Here is a 16,713-nt window from a genome sequence, read left to right on the forward strand (position 1 = left end):
TCGAGTCATTCCGGGACGCGCGCTAGCGCGGACCCGGAATCTGGAGATTATTGTGCGGGATTCCGGGTTCATCGCTGCGCGATGTCCCGGAATGACGAGATGTCAGCGATCAGGCAAACGCCATCGGCTTGAAGCGGCGCCAGGCGCCGATGGTGAGCACCACGAAGAACACCAGCACGATGCCCTGCACCACCGCGAACACCGGACCCGACGGCGGCGCCGGCGGCACGGCGGGCGCGAGCGCGGCAAGCGCCGGCACCTTCAGGAACGACTGGATCACCAGCACGAACACGTTGAAATAGAGCGAGATCATCGCGGTCACGATGTAGACCGGACGCCAGGCCCCGGCGAGCTTCATGCCGTAGAGCGCGACGCAGGCGATCGCGAGCAACGCCAGCGAGATGATGCCGATGACGTGCGAGGGCAGCAGCTTCTCGAACGGAAACAGGAAGCCGGTGGCGCTGGTGAGGATGGTGAAAGCCAGGAAGATCGCGGTGAGGCCCGGCATCGATTTCGAGCCGAGCAGGCCGAACATCACGACAAGGCCGGCGGCGATGGCGATCAGGCTGATGACGACATGGACCATCGTGAAGGCGGGCAGGCTCAAGCCAAGGACCATGACATCTCCTCCTACGCTCCATTGAGGTTCAGGAGAATAATATTACGGTCCTCATCGGATTACCACCTGCGTTGTCGTCGCACGGATATGCGAAGCCATGCGTCATCGTGCGAATCGACAAACGCATGGCTGAATTTTTTGCACCGCTGTCACAAACGTGAGCAGCCCTCAACGAAAGTCGAGTCGTATTCTCACACGTCCTTGGTGTCGAAGATCAGGAGGTCGGCGCCGCCGCTGGCGAATTTCGGCACGTCCGCGCCGGTCGCCTTGCCTTCCGGGCTGCCGAATGCGGCCTGGATATCGGCCACGCTGTCGAAAGTGAGGATGGCGACGAGATGGATTCCGGACGGCCCGGTCGGGGATGCGACCGGCCCCTTGCTGACGGCGTACTTCTTCAGGCCGGGAAGTTTCTTGGCGAGCGGAATGTGCGTCTCGGCATAGTATTTGTCGAAGGCGGCAGCATCCTTGGGCGTCTTATAGAGCACGACAACTTCAGCCATTTAGTCCTCCCTATGAAACTTGTTCTGTTGGATCCTCATGGTGAGGAGCGTGCGAAGCACGCGTCTCGAACCATGCAGGCCCAGATGCATCCGGGCCTTCATCCTTCGAGACGCCGCTGGCGCGGCTCCTCAGGATGAGGGGATAGTCTGTAGTTGCCGGCAATATGGCAAGCCTCATTCGACTTGCCATCTGCTTGTCTTGTCCTTGACTAGAGCCTCGTTCCGCTTCCGATGGAATCGGAACGAACCTCTAGATTCTTGTTTTGACGCGTTTTCTTAACGCGAACCGGAATCCACTTCGCTCGAAAACGCTATTAAAGCGCCGGTTTTGCGGCATCGCCGAGATAGCCGTGCAGAGAGGCCACGACCTGGGCGCCCTCGCCGATGGCGCCGCCGACGCGCTTGACCGAGCCGGAGCGGACGTCGCCGACGGCATAGACGCCGGGCACCGAGGTCTCCAGCGGCGCCACGAGGCGGCCCTGGTTCTGCTCGGACTGCGCGCCGGTCACGACGAAGCCGCCGCGATCGAGCGTCACGCCACAGCCGTCGAGCCAGGCGGTGGCGGGATCGGCGCCGACGAACAGAAACAGATTGCGGATGTCGGCGGAATCCACGTCGTCGGACAGCCGGCTCTTCCAGTGGATGCGCCGCAGCAGCGAGGCCTCGTCGCCCTCGAGCGCCGTGATCTCGGTGTTGAACATCAATTCGATGTTCGGCGTCGCTTCGATGCGCTCGATGAGATAGCGCGACATGCTGGCGCCGAGACCGCCGCCGCGGATGATCATCAGGACGCGCCTGGCGTGACCCGACAGGAACACGGCGGCCTGGCCCGCCGAATTGCCGGCACCGACCAGCGCCACCTCCTCGCCGGCGCACAGCCGCGCCTCGATCGGCGAGGCCCAATACCAGACGCCGCGTCCCTCGAACTTGTCGAGGTTTGCGATCTCTGGCCGGCGATAGCGCGCGCCGCTCGCCACCACGACCGAACGCGAGCGCAAGGGATCGCAGCCGTCGAGCGCCACCGCGAACGCGCCGTCCTTGCGCGTGCAATCGAGCGACTTCACTGTCACGGGAATCATGATGTCGGCGCCGAATTTCTGCGCCTGCGTGAAGGCGCGCGCAGTCAGGGCCTGTCCGGAAATGCCGGTGGGAAAGCCCAGGTAATTCTCGATGCGCGCGCTGGCGCCGGCCTGGCCGCCGAAGGCGCGGATGTCGAGCACGGCGACCGACAGCCCTTCGGACGCAGCATACACGGCAGTGGCGAGCCCGGCCGGCCCGCAGCCGACGACGGCGACGTCGTAGATGCGGTCGTCCTTGGCGCCGCCGATCATGCCGATGGCGCGCGCAAGCTCGGTCTCGCTGGGATTGCGCAGCACCGCGCCATCGGCCGCGACGACCAGCGGCCAGTCCTCGGGCCTGGGCGAATAACGCGCGATCACCTCGGCGGCGTCGCGATCGCGCTCGGGATCGAGCAGATGATGCGGCTGGCCGTTGCGGGTGAGGAAGCCCTGCAATCGCACCACGCCGGCCGAATGCGGCGGCCCGATCAGCACCGGGCCGCCGATGCCGCCCTGGATCAGATTGACCCGGCGCAGGATCAGCGCGCGCATGATGCGCTCGCCGAGCTCGGCTTCGACGACCAGCAGCGCGCGCAGCCGGTCCGGCGGCAGCAGCAAGGTCTCGACATCGCCCTCGGCGCGGCCGTCGACCAGCGCCGGCTGGCCCGAGAGCTGGCTGAGCTCGGCCAAAAATTGCCCCGGCCCCTGGTCGATGACCGGCGTGACGTGACCAAGCCCGTCGCGCTGGGTGATGGCGACATGGCCTTTCAGCACCACGAACATGCCGGGCCCGGGCTTGCCGGTCTCGAACAGGAACTCGCCATCCTCGTAGCTGTGGACCTCGCCGAAATGCCTGATCCGCTCGATCTCGGCCGGCGTCAGCGTGGGAAAGGTCTGTTCGGGCCGGGTGAACCGCGACATCAGCGCGTCACCGTTGGTTCGTTGCCGTCCGTCTTGCCCCATCGTCATTCTCACCATTCCAATGTCTCACGTGCCGGCTTTCCCGGCGGTGCCCTTATCGAGGCAACCATCGTCGTCTGGAGCGAGCTCAGCGCCAGCGGCGCGTTCGCGCGCCTGCAGCTTTCGCCGCTTCAGGTTTTCGCGCAGCGCCGATTTCAGCCGGTCATCCCGAGCCGTCTTCGCTTGGCGCGCGCTCTTCTCGTTCTCGTCAATCATTGGGGATCCGATACCGGCCATCGGCGATAGCATGCCCGGAGATTGCGGCAGCTCAAGAGGCTGCTTGCGATCCGACCGTGCGAAACTCGAAATGGACCGAATCCGATCGCTTGGCCACCTGGCCAGTTGGTGGGATCAGCGGACCTCGAATCGGCGGAAAGCCGATGGTTTCGAGCCAAAACGAGCATTTTGGCCCCGATATCGACCCGATTTTCTCGATTTGACCGGCCTAGCAAGCTTGCGCGGGAGGGGGGCTTGTGGCAGATATCGGCCCGCTTGGCAGGGCCCTTCGGGCGCCCGATTCTTCACCAGCACATGCTGCCGTAGCTCAGTGGTAGAGCACTCCATTGGTAATGGAGAGGTCGACAGTTCAATCCTGTCTGGCAGCACCATCCATCCTGCTGTGAACGTTGATTTATTGGACATTCGGTTCTGAGTGCCAACAGAATCGAAATGCCTCCCTAAGAAGTCGCTTGGACTCCAAAGAGCGTACTTGCGCAGCGGCGCAGTAAGTGGATCCCGTTTCACTTGTCGCGCGTCAGACTGAGCCGGCCTGCATCAAGATCATCACCATTGGCGCTTTGGCTCGAGCCCAAGCCGAGTCCGCCAAGCGCCATTGCGCGTTCACCACTTCTGCAACACGGTCGAGAGCGCCGGCCCGTCGTTCAAGATCGAGAATATCTCCCGCGAGGACAGATGCTCTGCGGCCTCCTCGAAAGTCTCGCTCGCATCGATCTTGGCACGGCCGACCGCCAGGTTGGCGTCGACCGTGTCAGGCCCGGCGGCGCGAGGAGGCGGTAGTTGCGCCAGATGGAAGGCCAGGAGCGCGGGATCTCCCCGCAGCTCTTCCAACGCGGATTTGAGCCCTGCCTCCGCGGAGACGCTCAATTCGTTCGCCCGGCGCAGCACCGGTGGCGGCTCTCGGTCTTCAGGAGTGACAAACAATCTTTCCGAGGCGGGCATGGCGGTCAGCGCGCCAATGGGAACGGCGAACAGCAGCCCGACGATGACCGGCGACATCCAAAGCAGAAGGGGAAGCGAAACGGCGTAGGCACTTGCGGCCATCGCAACGCCGCACAGCGTTGGAACGCCGTATTTCCGATAGAGTTCGCGGCGCTCCACCGTGCCGTCGTCGCGCCTTTGCGTCTGCCAGCCCGCATCGCGGCCGGCCAGAATCTCGACCACCCCGATCGACTGGAAGATCATCATCACGGGCGCTATCAGCGCCGACACGACAATCTCGGCCAAGACTCCGGCCGAGGTACGCAATGCGCCGCCGAACTGCCTGCGCGCTGATCGCCGCGTCCAGACGAGGATCAGGCTGAGCAGCTTCGGCAACAGCAACAGGCCCATGGTGGCGACGAACACCCAGATGGCGAGCACGGGATCCTGGGCCGGCCAGGTGGGAAACAACGAGAAGCCTTTTGGGAAATACTCCGGACGCACGAAGCGGGCCTGGAGGGAGATCAGCATTCCCAGCAACAGGAACAGCAGCCAAAGGGGCGCTGTCAGATATGCTCCTATGCCCACCATGAAATGCAGGCGCGAGACCCAGTGGAGACCTCGCGCTGGCACGACAGCCAGATGCTGAAGATTGCCCTGACACCAGCGTCGATCGCGCGCCGCAAAATCGAGCAGCGAAGGGGGCACCTCTTCGTAGCTACCGCCGAGCGTTGGCAGCATGTAGATGCCCCACCCGGCCCGCCGCATCAACGCAGCCTCGACGAAATCGTGGCTGAGGATGTGCCCGCCGAACGGCTTCCGGCCCCGCAGCTGCGGCAACGCAGCCGCTTCGGCGAACGCCTTCACGCGGATGATGGCGTTGTGACCCCAGTAATTGCCTTCGGAGCCGTGCCACCAAGCGACGCCGGCGGCGATCAGCGGACCGTACAGGCGGCCGGCGAATTGCTGGACGCGGCTGAACAGGCTTCGCGCATTGACGATCATGGGCAGCGTCTGGACCAGCCCCGCGGTCGGATTGGTCTCCATGGCATGGACCAACCGCACAATGGTCTGCCCGCTCATGAGACTGTCGGCGTCGAGCACGATCATGAAGTCGTAGACGGCGCCGAACCGGGTGATCCACTCGGAAATGTTGCCGGCCTTGCGCGCCGTGTTGTCGGCCCGGTGACGATAGTACAGCCGCGGCGTTCCGACCGCCTGTCGCAATGCCAGCAGCGCCTTTTCCTCGGCGACCCAGATGTCGGGATCGGTGCTGTCGCTCAGAACGAACCAGTCGAACAGCTCTCCGTGCGAGGTCGCGTCCACGGATTCGATGATGGCGCGAAGCCGGGCCGTCAATCGGTGCGGATCCTCGTTGTAGGTGGGAAGCAGCATGGCCGTGCGGCTTGCGATCGCGGGCAGCTCCACACCAGGCGCGAAGGCATCCCCGTCAGGACGATGGGTCAGCAGCACGAAGAAGCCCGCCACCGCGGAGGCGAAGGAAAAGGCGACCCAGGCGAGCAGGACGAGGAACAGCGCCAGCACCATGGCTTCGAGGACGGTGACGCCGCCGACCTGCAGCACGCGATACATCTCGTACCCGCCCGCCCCGGTCAGCGCGGCCGTCGAGAGCAGGATCAAGCCGCGCCGCCAAGCGATGGTGGTCGCAGCCGGTGCAGGAACACGGTCCGGTACCCGATTCTTCCTGAGATCGCCCGGAGCCATGGCAAGCGGGGACTCGCGCGGCAGCAGGCGTTGGCTCGCGATATCGCCCGCGATTGATCGCGGTGCCGGGTTCAAGGTGCCCATCGATAGACCCAGACTTCCGACAATTGCTTGTCGCCTTCGGTCAGAAACGCCCGCAACTCGATCGGCTCGCCCTTGACCTGGCACTGGAAGCTCAACCGCCAGCCACCGGTGTAGGGGTTGGGCTGCGTGACGATGTTCTTCACGTCAGACTTCTCCGACGTGACCACGCCCTTGACCCTCGCAGGATCGATGCCTTTCAGGTTGTCCCCGACCAGATCGAGGACGAACAGGCGGGCGTCTTCGCCCCTCGCGCCGATACCTGTGCGCGTGAAGCGGGCGAGTGAATGCGGCTTTGGGCTGTCCGGTCCCCAATGCAGCCGGTAGGTGTAGTTGTGTTCACCCTTGGCCTGCAGCGGGTTCTTCGGTCGCCAGAACGCGGCGATGTTGTCGTGGACCTCCTCCTTGGTCGGGATCTCGAACAGCATGACCCCGCCCTCGCCCCAGTCCCCGATCGGCTCCATCCAGAGACTTGGGCGCCTTTCGAAGCTGGATTCGATGTCCTGATAGGCAGCGAAGTTCCTCTCCCGCTGCATCAGGCCGAAGCCGCGGGGATTGAGATCCTGGAAGGTGCTGATCTGGAGGTCACGGGGATTGCTGAGCGGCCGCCACAGGCTTTCGCCCTTGCCGTTGAAGATCGCGAGCCCGTCGGAATCGTGAACGGAGGGACGGAAATCGTCGATATCGTTGCGGTCGTTCGGGCCGTAGAAGAACATGCTGGTCATCGGCGCAAGGCCGGCCCGCTGCATCTCGACACGCGGGTAGACCGACATCTCGACGTCGAAGACCGTCGTGTCCCCGGGCCGAACAGTGAACCGATAGCTGGCCGCGCAGCTCTTGCTGTCGAGCAGAGCATGGATCACCAGCGAGGTCGCACCCGGCGCCGGCCGCTCGAGCCAGAACGCCTTGAACAGCGGAAATTCCTCGCCCTTGGCTTCGCCGGTATCGATTGAGAGCCCCCGGGCGGAAAGCCCGTAAGTCTGCCCCTTGGCGACGGCGCGGAAGTAGCTCGCGCCCAGGAACACGCAGACCTCGTCGTAGTAGTCAGGGCGATTGATCGGCGCATGGATGCGGAAGCCGGCGAAGCCGAGATCGGTCTCCTCGAACGCCGCCACCTTCTCGCCGAAGGAAAAGTCTTCCTTGCGGTATTTGATCTCGCTGGCCTTTCCGTCCGCAACCTCGAAGATGTTCACCCGGTTCTTGTAGAAGAAGCCGCGATGGAAGAACTGCGCTTCGAACGGAAGATTCTTGCCGCGCCAGAGCGCGCGCTCGGGTAGGAAGCGGATCGAGCGGTACTGATCATAGTCGAGGTCCTTCAAGCCGCCCGGCAGCTTCTCGTCCGGCCCCTCGTACGGCTTGCTCGCCAGCATCCGCGCCAGGTCCCTCACGGTGGACGGCCCGAACGCATTGTCCGGCGGGGCAGCCAAACTGCGTCGGGAAGCAAGCAGCAAAGCCGGCAGCAACGCCGACCCTTGGACTAGCTGGCGTCGGTTCACGTGCACTCCTCGCTACTGCTGCCGCGGCCAAGCAACGACCACCGCGCCCGTGAGTTCCACCGCGCGCTCGCAAACAGCTCAGGGCAAAGGCAAAGCAACTCGCCCTGTTGATCCGCCTCGAAATCAACCGAGATTGACGGATATCGGGTTGCCGCGCGGCGACTCTCAAGGGTGCCACGCAGAGACAGATCGCTGGACTCAAAACATCAATAAAATCAAGACGAGACAGCATTGACTTTCATAGTTCAATCCCGCCTGGCAGCACCATCCATCCTGCTGTGACCGTTGATTTATCGCGCATTCGCGCCGGAGGGAGGGTAGGCCTGCGGAGCACCGCGGCGTGCTCAGGCCATGGCGGGGCGGCGGACAGCCTCACCGTGCAGCGGCAGCAACGAGGCACGGATCAGCCGCTGCGCCGGTTCCTCGAAATAGCGATAGGTGACATGCGACGCCAGCAGCGTGATGCCGATGAAGGTTGCAAAGAACACCTCGTCGTAGAGCGGGATCGGGACCTGCATCAGGGAAAAGCCGAGCACCATCGCCAGCTGGATCGGGAAATGCAGCAGATAACTTGAATAGGTCACGTTGCCGGCCGCCTCGACGATGCGTTGAAGCCGGGCCGGCAGGACGATGTCGCGCGAGAGACTATAGAGCAGCAGCGGTGTGCAGATCAGAAGCAACAGCAAGCCGATCGATCGCAGCTGGCCGCCCATCAGCCAATATCCGCAGACCACGGCCACGACAGCGAGCCAGATGGCGCCTTCGGCCGCCCGCGCACGAGCGGGCGAGGACTGCAGGGATTGGCGCGCCATCGCCGCGAGCCCGCCGACGTAGAAGTAGGTAAAGCAGTCCGCGACCTCTCCGGGAATCGTCAGGCAGACGGCGATCAGCGCCACATTGAGCCACCAGGAGCGGGTCCCCAGCAACAGCATGAAGAAGACGAAATAGACCAGCACCTCGACCGACACCGACCAGATCGGGCCGTTGAAGCTCAGCGCATCCTGCGACGTCGCGGTGCCGGCCATCAGGAGCTGCAGCACGAAATGCGTGAGATCGTTGTTCTGGTACACGAACGACGATCCGTGAAGCCCGGCGTAGAGGGGCTGCAGCAGGGCCACGAGCAGGAGCGTGGCGAGGTGCAACGGGTAGAGCCGCGAGAAACGCAGGACGAAGAACTTCCAGCCGTCGAGCACCCGGTCGGCGATCACGTCGCGATACTTCCAGAAAAAGATGAAGCCGCTGATGCACCAGAAGACGCGGACCGCATAGGGCCCGCTCCCATAGAGCGGGGCGAGCAGCCAATGGAGCGGCAGTTGATCCTGGAGAAGCCCCACTTCCCTGTCGCCAACGAAGGCGAATTGGCGATAGTGAAACACCAGGATCGCGAACGCCGTCAGGAACCGCAACAGCTCCAATCCGAGCAGCTTGTTCGCTCGCGCAGGAGCAATCAGCGGCGTCAGCTCGCCTTGCATGCGACGGATGCTCCCTGCAGGACGGCTTGATTCCACAGCTGATAGCCGGCAGCGTTCAGATGCACCCCGTCGATCGTGTGCGGCACCGGCATGGGGGACAGCGCGGCAAAGGTCGCGCCGCCACGGCTGGCGAGCTCGGGCAAAGCGGAATTGTAGCTTTCGATCAGGCGCATCGCTTTCGCCTGCGCCTCGGCGGCCAGACTCGGTGAAACCTCGAGTGGCGGGACCGCCAGCACGACAATGCGGGCTTTCGTCTCCGAAAGCTTCGCCAGGAGTGCGCTGTAGTTCGCCTTGAACTCCGCCAGATCGCGCGCAGCTCCGAGCCCGTCGTTGATACCCAGGGCCACCACGATCGCAGCGGCAGGCCTGCCGTCGAGCACATCCATCAACCAATTGCCGAGGTCGCTGGTGGTGGAGGCGCCGCCCAGGCCGGCATTGACGATGGCATGACCGCAGTGCTCGCGCGGCAGCGTTGCGGCTTCGACCAGGCTGTCACCGAGAACGATGATGGGATCGTCGACCCGGGCCAGCGTATAATGAACGATGATCTGGCGGTTGCGTCGATGCGATTCGAAGAACGCCTGCTTCTTGGCGACGGAGGTTCCCGCCGCAACAGCACCGATCAGCACGACGGCCAAGCCGATAAGTATCCTGTTCATGTACCGGCTCGAAACGTGCCCAAGTGTTGTGTACCCAAGTGTTACGCATCCAGGTGTTTAGCTTCGAAGTGCCGGGTGGCATCGACCGAGGCATCGCCTGCTCTTCGACGTCAACGGCGCCACGCAGGAGTGCCACACAAGATCACATCGCCGGCCCAATAAAATGCGATCAAATTGATGCAAATTGGAATGAATGCGTGCATCTGTCCGGCAGCATCATTCGCCTCGCGCCGACCGCGCACGGATCGGCATTCTCGCGGCCTGAAACGCCCGAGTTTTGCTCTTCGCTTTCGCCCTTTCAGTGAAGAGGGCGCAGGGAAGGCCGGGTGCCGACAGGCACCCGCGGTCCGCTGCGCGAAGATGCACACGCAGGAAGAACCGCACAGCAGCATACAGGTGGTGCCGATCACTCGGCCTTCCCTGCGCGATGGTCGGACGGCTTATGCCGTGCTCTCCCGGGAGCCGAACTTTCCTTCTGGCCTCCCTCGCCCCGCGAATTGGATGATGCAGTCTGACCGGTTGGGCTCGCTCGCACCTTCGCGGAAGCTTGACCGTAGCAACGACGGCCAGGACCACACGGTTTTGCCGTACGCACGGCCCGCCATGTCGCCGCAGTATTCCCGGGCCCCGTCGACGGAGCCGGAAACTTACAGACGAGACAGAGCCTAGCAGCGCCGTTCGTCCGCACGCGGCCACGGGCTCACAGGGACTACCCGCCCTGCCCGCACCTCTCGTGCCGACGCTGCCGCGTCCATCGCAAGCCCGGCTCGCGATCAAGACGACCTCGAGATCGCCCCTCCTGGTGAGCCGGGATGAGCGACACATACGACAAAACCGAATTTCGGTAAAGTGGAATATTTTCGCGGAAGGGGCTTGACGGAGTATTGGGCGTTTTGCCCGACGGGTCGCTGCCGCTACGGTGCAGGACGATCGCGCATGAATGAAACGGGGACTGTTTGCGAGCTTGCTCCGCCTCTCCCGCTTGCGGGAGAGGCCGACGCGCTCGCAGAGCGCGGCGGGTGAGGGCTCTCGCCGCGCAGGGACGGCCTCCGTCATTCTCAACAATCCCTGCGCAGAGATACCCTCTCCCCAACCCTCCCCCGCAAGCGCAGGGCTATCGCATATGGCGCTTTGCGAGACCAGAGCGCGCGCCTCGTCCTTCGAGACGACCGCTTTCGCGGTCTCCTCAGGATGAGGCTAAGCAGCATTGGTGCTCGTTGAAACTGGTGCCGCGCACCTGGTCCTCATCCTGAGGGCCCGCCAACGGCGAGCGTCTCGAAGGATGGCCACAGGCGAGATCGCTGCCATATGCGATTGCCCTGCCCTACACCCGACCCTCCGTCAACCGTCGCTCACCAGCCGCGCGGCGAATCGCTCGTCCGACCGGCGCAGGCGCCGGCACAGCTCGCGGTTGATGTTCTGCAGGACGATCACGTAGGCGTGGATGTCGGCCTTGTAGCAGGCGTAGAGATCCTGGGCGGTCAGCTCGTACAGCACCGTCGGCGCCTCCGCGACCACCGTTGCCGAGCGGTTCTGCATTTCGATCAGCGTCATCTCGCCGAAGAAGTCGCCGCGCTCGAGAACGGAGATCGGGATGACGCGGCCCGAACTCGCCCGCTTGCTCACCGCGAGCCGGCCGGATTTGACGATGAACATCGAGCGTCCGGGCTCGCCTTCCGCGACGATTGTCGCGCCGAGCTCGAAGCGGCGCTCGGTCAGCATCGACACCAGGAGGTCGAGACCTGGGTCCGACAGGCCGCCGAAGAACGGCGTCGCGAGCAGGAACGCTTTCAGATCTGGGGCCGTGGCGTTCATGGCGCGAGGTTACGCCCCGTCGTCATTCGGGACAAGCTGAGCGACGTAGCCGGATGGAGCGCAAGCGTAGTCCGGGGCCGTAGGCCGCGCGTACAGCGGTCCCGGATTACGCTTGCGCTCCATCCGGGCTACGGCTCTCCCCGTGCAGCGACCGTCGCTTTCGCCAAACCTTCAGGTCCATCATGACCTTCACGGTCGCCGCAACGACCACCACGCACAGCACGGCCTTCGAAAACGTCTCCATCGTTCCCTCGATCAGGAGGCAATGGACCACGCTGCCCACGACGATGACGATCGCCAGCGGCATGTGAATGAAGCGCCAGGTGCGCGGCCGCAGCTCGAGCCGCCGGCGCAGCAGGGCGAGGAGCGCGACAATGAAGATCGCCCACATCGCGGTCACGCCGAACGGCGAGAACGGCGTCGGCGACGAATAGGTCAGCGCGTCGATCATGTCAGGCGGGCTGGTGATCCAGAGGCCGGCGACGTGGATCATGACGGCCAGCACCAGCGTGCCGCCGATCCAATGATGGGCCCGCCGTCCGCGATAGGCCGACAGCGGCGCCAGATATCCGCCGATCAGCAGCGGCTGAACCAGCACGAGGCCGAGCGCGATGATCCCGGCGAAGCCGGCGAGGATGTAGACCGGATCGCGCCAGGCGAGCTGCTCGCTGGTCGCAGCCAGCGCAGTCGGCACGCCGATGGCCAAAGCCAGGGCGACCCAGATCAGGATCGCCCGCGCCGATCTCCATCCCGCCATCCGCGCGCCCGATCAGGCCGGCTGCAGCACGAAATGCGCCTCGAGGCTGCTGTCCTTGGCGCTCCGCATCACCGGCCGCAGGAACACGGTTTTGAATTCGCCGCTGTCATAGGCGAGGTGGCCGTGCGGCTGGCCGAAGATCGGAATGATCTGCGGCATTTCCAGCCGGAACTTGCCGTCCTTGTCGGTGAGCGTGGCACCGTGGCTGTGCGGCTCGTGCTCCCGGCCTTCGACCGTGTGCGCCCAGATCTGGATGCGCTGGCCGGCCAGCGGCGCGCCGTCGCCGGCGCGGCGCACGGTGCCGCTCATCCAGAAGCCGCCCTTGCCGATGCGATCGACGATCGCCGCGCCCTTGCGGTAATTGTTCGCCCCGCCCGACATCGATTCAGTGGGCGCGAGGCCGTTCGCATGGGCGGGCACCAGCAATCCGGAAACGCCGGTCGCGAAAACCCCGCTCGCCAGGACGGAGCCGCCGGCGACGAGGAGATTGCGGCGGTTGAATGCGACGGTGGTCATGTCGGTTCCTCTTGGCGAGCGCGAGGTGCTCCACGAAGGCTACAGCAACAGGCGGGAAACGCCCAGTTGGAACGGACGGCGCCATAGGTCGCAATAACAGTGTTGTGAACGGAAGGGCGACGGATGCGTCGGATAGAGCAAGCGCAGCGAATCGCGTCGAGGCCGCGATCAGCGGCGGAGCATGATCGGTTTCGCAAGTACCCTACCGATCCGGCGCACCGACACTACATGTGATGGCGCAGCCCTCCACCCGGTACCCCCCACATGATCCCTTTCTCCGTGCTCGACCTCGCGCCGATTTGCCAGGGCGGCGATGCCGCGCAGGCCTTCCGCAATTCGCTCGACCTCGCCCGACATGCGGAAGGCTGGGGCTACAAGCGGTTCTGGCTGGCCGAGCATCACAACATGACGGGGATCGCGAGCGCGGCGACATCCGTGGTGATCGCTCACATCGCCGGCGGCACCAGGACGATCCGCGTCGGCTCCGGCGGCATCATGCTGCCGAACCATTCGCCGCTGGTGATCGCCGAGCAGTTCGGCACGCTGGAATCGCTCTATCCCGGCCGGATCGATCTCGGGCTCGGGCGGGCGCCCGGCACCGACCAGTTCACCGCGCGGGCGCTGCGACGGGACCTCGCGACCACGTCCGAGAATTTTCCGCAGGACGTCTTGGAGCTGCAGGCGCTGCTCGGCGACGTGCAGCCGAACCAGGCGATCCGCGCGGTGCCCGGCATGGGCACCAAGGTGCCGCTGTGGATTTTGGGATCGAGCACCTTCGGCGCGCAGCTGGCGGCGATGCTGGGCCTGCCGTTTGCCTTCGCCTCGCATTTCGCGCCGCAGATGATGATGCCGGCGCTGCGCGAATATCGCGCGCGGTTCGAGCCGTCGGCACAGCTCGAAAAACCCTATGCGATGATCGGCGTCAACGTATTCGCAGCAGACACGGACGAAGCGGCGCAGCGCATGTTCTCCTCGCTGCAGCAGGCGTTCATCAACCTGCGCCGTGGCACGCCGGGCCCGCTGCCGCCGCCGACTGGCGACATGGACGCGCTGTGGTCGCCGGCGGAGAAGGCCATGGTCGGCCAGTCGCTGTCCTGCACCGCGGTCGGCTCGCCCGATGTGGTCGAAGCCAAGCTGAAGGCACTGATCGCCGAGACCGGCGCGGACGAATTGATCACCACCGGGCAGATCTACGATCATGCCGCACGGCTGCGCTCGTTCGAGATTGCGGCCGCGGTGCGGGACCGGATCGCGAAACAACCGGTCGCGTGAGCCCGGTCCGCCTCGCCTCGCGGCCGCCTAAGGCGCGGCGCAGGTGAAGTTCTCGGACTGCTCGATGCTGCCGTGGCCGAGATAGCGCGCCTGGCGCGGATAGGGACACAGCGGCCGGCTACGGTCCGGCCAAGGCGTTTTCGCACCCGCGCGGGCCTCGATGCGCTCGGGCGCGCGTCCCTGCTCGACCCACGCGACCAGCGGTGTCAGCACGTCGAAACTGTCGGTGGCGGGACCTCCCGAGCAATGGTTCATGCCCGGCACGAGGAAGAGCCGGGCAAAGTCGGCCGTCTCCCTCTCTCCGCCCACCGCGTTCGTGAGGCGCTTGTACCAATCCACGGTATCAAGCGCGGAGAAAGTGGGATCGCTGACGCCGTGATAGAGCAACAGCTTGCCACGCCGCGCACGGAAGCCGGAAAGATCGACCGAATTGGCCGAGATCGTCTGCACCGAGCTCTCGGGCATCGCCGCGCTGGTGCCGAAGATTCTTGCATGGGCCTCCGTGACGTCGACGGAGCGATAGAAGTCGTAAACGGCCTCCGCTTCGCTGGCCAGGGGCGCTTGCGGCGGCGTCATATAGAGGTAGGCCAAGGTTGCGCCAAAGGACACGTTGAAGGCGTTGACGCGGCTGTCGGGCGCTGTGCCGAGAATCCAGCGCCGCCATCCCTCCGTGGCAATGCCGGCATCATAGGGATAGGACGCATAGATCCGGCGACCTTGTGCCGTGGTCGGTCCGTCGAAATAGGTTTCGAGCGCTGCGACCTGCGTCGAGGACAGACAGCTCGCGGTCTTTTCGACGGGACATTGCAGCGTGCGCGGGGAGAAACGGCACGCGGCCACGTTGTCGATGATGCCGTCGGCAAGTCCGTCGGTTGCATCGCAGGATTGAACGATCGCCCTGGAGAGCAGATCCATGTCGGCCTGCGACAAGGCCTGCGCCAGGATCGGACGGCCGTCCGATGCCTTGGGCGAGATCGCCGCGAAGGCTTGCGTCGCTGCAGCGCCTGCAAGGCCCTTCTCGGGCATTCGAAAAGCGGGCGCGCCCGCCGCGACCCCGTCGAAATGATCCGGAAAGCGTTGCGTCACCACCATGCCGTGCCGCCCGCCATTGGAACAGCCGAGGAAGTAGGAATAGCGCGGCAAGCGACCGTAATAAGTCTGGATAAATTGCTTCGCGCGCCGGGTCACGACGTCGTCGGCGCGATAGCCGAAATCGATGCGCGCCTGCGGATCGAGGCCGAAGCTGGCGCCTCCGAGCGGGCCGGGCGCATTGCTGTGGCCGGCATCCGTCGTAACCGTCGCGTAGCCCTGGTTGAGCGCGCTCGGCTGTCCGCCGCCGGGCTGTGCGTCTCCGTTGCCGAGGACGCCGTCAGTGCCGCCCTGCCCTTGAAACACGAAGCGGCCGTTCCATGCCTCCGGCAATCTGAGATGCAGGCCGATCGCAAACTTCTGGCCGTCGGCGACGGTTCGCTCGTCCAGATGAGCGATCACCTCGCAATGCGCGGGCAAGCCGCTCGCCGCCGGCCGCTGTTGCGCCTCGCTGACACGCATCGCCGCGCCGGCTTCCGCCTTGAGCCGGTCGCATGCCGTCACGGGCGAGATCGTGTCGCCGCCGGCCGCCGGAGACGCGATGGCGACGACGCCCGCGATGCAGCCAAGCGCGGCCTGCCAGACCTGACGATGCAGCCTTTTCCGTACCGAGACGATCATCCGACAACCTCCGATCGCAGACGCTCCGGCTAATCCGCAAACCCGAAAAGCTTTGCCGGATTGTGCACGAGAATCTTCTCCAGCTCGGCCTGATCAGGCGCGTAGCGGTACATCAGCTCAAGCAGGTCGGCATCGTTCGGCGGCTGCTTGACCGAGACCGGATGCGGCCAGTCGCTGGCCCAGACGCAGCGGTCGATTGCGGCTTCGATATAGGCGCGCGCGATCGGGATCACGTCGTCGTAAGGCGCGCCGGTCTTCGAAGTCTTCTCGCCGAGCGACAGCATGACCCAGAAATTGCCCTTCTTGAGCAACTCGAGCATCTTGCGCAGGTTGGGATCGTTGCTGCCGGCCTCGGGGTCAGGCCGCGCCATGTGGTCGATCAGCACGGGAACGTCGAGGTTCTCGTACTTGGCGACGCTCGACATGATGCCGTCCTTCTCGGGCTGGATCTTGGCGTACCAGCCGAGTTCGCGGATGCGCGCGATGGCACGGGCGAAATCGGCGTCCGACAGCACGGCGCCGAGCTCCTGGCGGAAGCTGAAGCGCGCGCCGCGCACGCCTGAAGCATGCAGCTTGGCGAGATAGGCATCGTTCGCCTCGGCGAACACCAGCGCGTTGGCGCAGCCGCGATAGTTCGGCCCCATCGCTTCGAGCCCGTCGAGCACGACGGCGTGATCGGCGCCATAGGTCGTGGTCTGCACGATGATGCCGCGCTCGATGCCGAGCGTCTTGTGCATGCGCAGCGCCGCTTCCCAGGTCGCACTCGGCATCCGATAGGCCGCGCCGGGGCGCTCCGGATATTTGTCGATCGGACCCAGCACGTGGAACTGGCTGTCGACGGTCTTCGGCGGCGGCGCCTTCAGGGGGCGGCGGGGATTGGGATCGAACGGCAGATAGGTCGGCATGCAAGCGCTC

At 64.8% G+C, this 16,713-nt stretch carries 14 protein-coding genes and 1 tRNA gene; 2 read left to right on the forward strand and 13 right to left on the reverse strand.

Annotation, left to right across the window (positions count from 1 at the left end):
* Window positions 1-109: 109 nt before the first annotated feature.
* From DCM80_RS09175 to DCM80_RS09190, 4 genes are all read right to left on the reverse strand, one after another.
* The gene (locus DCM80_RS09175; protein ID WP_257196671.1) at window positions 110-619 is read right to left on the reverse strand and encodes a hypothetical protein; all 510 of its coding nucleotides are present in this window, start codon (window positions 617-619) and stop codon (window positions 110-112) included.
* A gap of 191 nt (window positions 620-810) precedes the next feature.
* The gene (locus DCM80_RS09180; protein WP_028138744.1) at window positions 811-1,119 is read right to left on the reverse strand and encodes an EthD family reductase; all 309 of its coding nucleotides are present in this window, start codon (window positions 1,117-1,119) and stop codon (window positions 811-813) included.
* A 314-nt stretch (window positions 1,120-1,433) separates the two neighbouring features.
* Entirely contained in the window at window positions 1,434-3,140 is a 1,707-nt protein-coding gene (locus DCM80_RS09185; protein ID WP_257197910.1) for an FAD-dependent oxidoreductase, read from the reverse strand.
* A 24-nt stretch (window positions 3,141-3,164) separates the two neighbouring features.
* Window positions 3,165-3,353, reverse strand: a complete 189-nt coding sequence (locus tag DCM80_RS09190; protein WP_257196672.1) for a hypothetical protein — start codon at window positions 3,351-3,353, stop codon at window positions 3,165-3,167.
* Between the two features lie 317 nt (window positions 3,354-3,670).
* On the opposite strand from DCM80_RS09190, the gene DCM80_RS09195 reads away from it, so the two are divergent.
* A tRNA-Thr gene (locus DCM80_RS09195) sits at window positions 3,671-3,745 on the forward strand.
* A gap of 232 nt (window positions 3,746-3,977) precedes the next feature.
* Here DCM80_RS09195 and mdoH read toward each other — a convergent pair.
* The 7 genes from mdoH to DCM80_RS09230 all read right to left on the reverse strand — a co-directional run bounded on the left by mdoH (window position 3,978) and on the right by DCM80_RS09230 (window position 12,816).
* On the reverse strand, window positions 3,978-6,104 hold the full coding sequence (mdoH, locus tag DCM80_RS09200) for a glucans biosynthesis glucosyltransferase MdoH (protein WP_257197911.1): 2,127 nt from the start codon (window positions 6,102-6,104) through the stop codon (window positions 3,978-3,980).
* Window positions 6,092-7,597 carry a glucan biosynthesis protein G gene (locus tag DCM80_RS09205; protein ID WP_257196673.1) on the reverse strand — a complete coding sequence of 502 codons (1,506 nt, stop codon included), beginning with the start codon at window positions 7,595-7,597 and terminating at the stop codon, window positions 6,092-6,094. The genes mdoH and DCM80_RS09205 overlap by 13 nt, the downstream gene beginning before the upstream one ends.
* A gap of 344 nt (window positions 7,598-7,941) precedes the next feature.
* Window positions 7,942-9,069 carry an acyltransferase gene (locus DCM80_RS09210; protein ID WP_257196674.1) on the reverse strand — a complete coding sequence of 376 codons (1,128 nt, stop codon included), beginning with the start codon at window positions 9,067-9,069 and terminating at the stop codon, window positions 7,942-7,944.
* Window positions 9,054-9,698, reverse strand: coding sequence for a GDSL-type esterase/lipase family protein (locus DCM80_RS09215; RefSeq protein ID WP_257197912.1), 645 nt, complete (start codon window positions 9,696-9,698; stop codon window positions 9,054-9,056). The genes DCM80_RS09210 and DCM80_RS09215 overlap by 16 nt, the downstream gene beginning before the upstream one ends.
* 1,371 nt (window positions 9,699-11,069) lie before the next feature.
* Entirely contained in the window at window positions 11,070-11,543 is a 474-nt protein-coding gene (locus DCM80_RS09220) for a cyclic nucleotide-binding domain-containing protein (RefSeq protein WP_257196675.1), read from the reverse strand.
* A 106-nt stretch (window positions 11,544-11,649) separates the two neighbouring features.
* Complete coding sequence (locus DCM80_RS09225) at window positions 11,650-12,300, reverse strand: ferric reductase-like transmembrane domain-containing protein (RefSeq protein ID WP_257196676.1); 651 nt, start codon at window positions 12,298-12,300, stop codon at window positions 11,650-11,652.
* 12 nt (window positions 12,301-12,312) lie between these two features.
* Window positions 12,313-12,816: a Twin-arginine translocation pathway signal gene (locus DCM80_RS09230; protein ID WP_257196677.1), complete on the reverse strand. Its 504-nt coding sequence runs from the start codon at window positions 12,814-12,816 to the stop codon at window positions 12,313-12,315.
* 264 nt (window positions 12,817-13,080) lie between these two features.
* On the opposite strand from DCM80_RS09230, the gene DCM80_RS09235 reads away from it, so the two are divergent.
* Window positions 13,081-14,088, forward strand: coding sequence for an LLM class flavin-dependent oxidoreductase (locus DCM80_RS09235; protein WP_257196678.1), 1,008 nt, complete (start codon window positions 13,081-13,083; stop codon window positions 14,086-14,088).
* A 27-nt stretch (window positions 14,089-14,115) separates the two neighbouring features.
* Here DCM80_RS09235 and DCM80_RS09240 read toward each other — a convergent pair whose 3' ends face one another.
* On the reverse strand, window positions 14,116-15,798 hold the full coding sequence (locus DCM80_RS09240) for a tannase/feruloyl esterase family alpha/beta hydrolase (RefSeq protein ID WP_257196679.1): 1,683 nt from the start codon (window positions 15,796-15,798) through the stop codon (window positions 14,116-14,118).
* A 29-nt stretch (window positions 15,799-15,827) separates the two neighbouring features.
* On the reverse strand, window positions 15,828-16,703 hold the full coding sequence (locus tag DCM80_RS09245; protein WP_257196680.1) for an amidohydrolase: 876 nt from the start codon (window positions 16,701-16,703) through the stop codon (window positions 15,828-15,830).
* Between the last annotated feature and the right edge of the window lie 10 nt (window positions 16,704-16,713).

It is taken from the genome of Bradyrhizobium sp. WBOS08 (assembly GCF_024585125.1).
Lineage (GTDB): Bacteria > Pseudomonadota > Alphaproteobacteria > Rhizobiales > Xanthobacteraceae > Bradyrhizobium > Bradyrhizobium japonicum_B.

Excerpts from the sequence above, each read along its gene's own strand:
- DCM80_RS09175 (WP_257196671.1), bottom strand. The coding sequence starts at position 619 with ATGGTCCTTGGCTTGAGCCTGCCCGCCTTCACGATGGTCCATGTCGTC.
- DCM80_RS09180 (WP_028138744.1), bottom strand. The coding sequence starts at position 1,119 with ATGGCTGAAGTTGTCGTGCTCTATAAGACGCCCAAGGATGCTGCCGCC.
- DCM80_RS09185 (WP_257197910.1), bottom strand. The coding sequence starts at position 3,140 with ATGGGGCAAGACGGACGGCAACGAACCAACGGTGACGCGCTGATGTCG.
- DCM80_RS09190 (WP_257196672.1), bottom strand. The coding sequence starts at position 3,353 with ATGATTGACGAGAACGAGAAGAGCGCGCGCCAAGCGAAGACGGCTCGG.
- mdoH (WP_257197911.1), bottom strand. The coding sequence starts at position 6,104 with ATGGGCACCTTGAACCCGGCACCGCGATCAATCGCGGGCGATATCGCG.
- DCM80_RS09210 (WP_257196674.1), bottom strand. The coding sequence starts at position 9,069 with ATGCAAGGCGAGCTGACGCCGCTGATTGCTCCTGCGCGAGCGAACAAG.
- DCM80_RS09220 (WP_257196675.1), bottom strand. The coding sequence starts at position 11,543 with ATGAACGCCACGGCCCCAGATCTGAAAGCGTTCCTGCTCGCGACGCCG.
- DCM80_RS09225 (WP_257196676.1), bottom strand. The coding sequence starts at position 12,300 with ATGGCGGGATGGAGATCGGCGCGGGCGATCCTGATCTGGGTCGCCCTG.
- DCM80_RS09230 (WP_257196677.1), bottom strand. The coding sequence starts at position 12,816 with ATGACCACCGTCGCATTCAACCGCCGCAATCTCCTCGTCGCCGGCGGC.
- DCM80_RS09235 (WP_257196678.1), top strand. The coding sequence starts at position 13,081 with ATGATCCCTTTCTCCGTGCTCGACCTCGCGCCGATTTGCCAGGGCGGC.
- DCM80_RS09240 (WP_257196679.1), bottom strand. The coding sequence starts at position 15,798 with ATGATCGTCTCGGTACGGAAAAGGCTGCATCGTCAGGTCTGGCAGGCC.
- DCM80_RS09245 (WP_257196680.1), bottom strand. The coding sequence starts at position 16,703 with ATGCCGACCTATCTGCCGTTCGATCCCAATCCCCGCCGCCCCCTGAAG.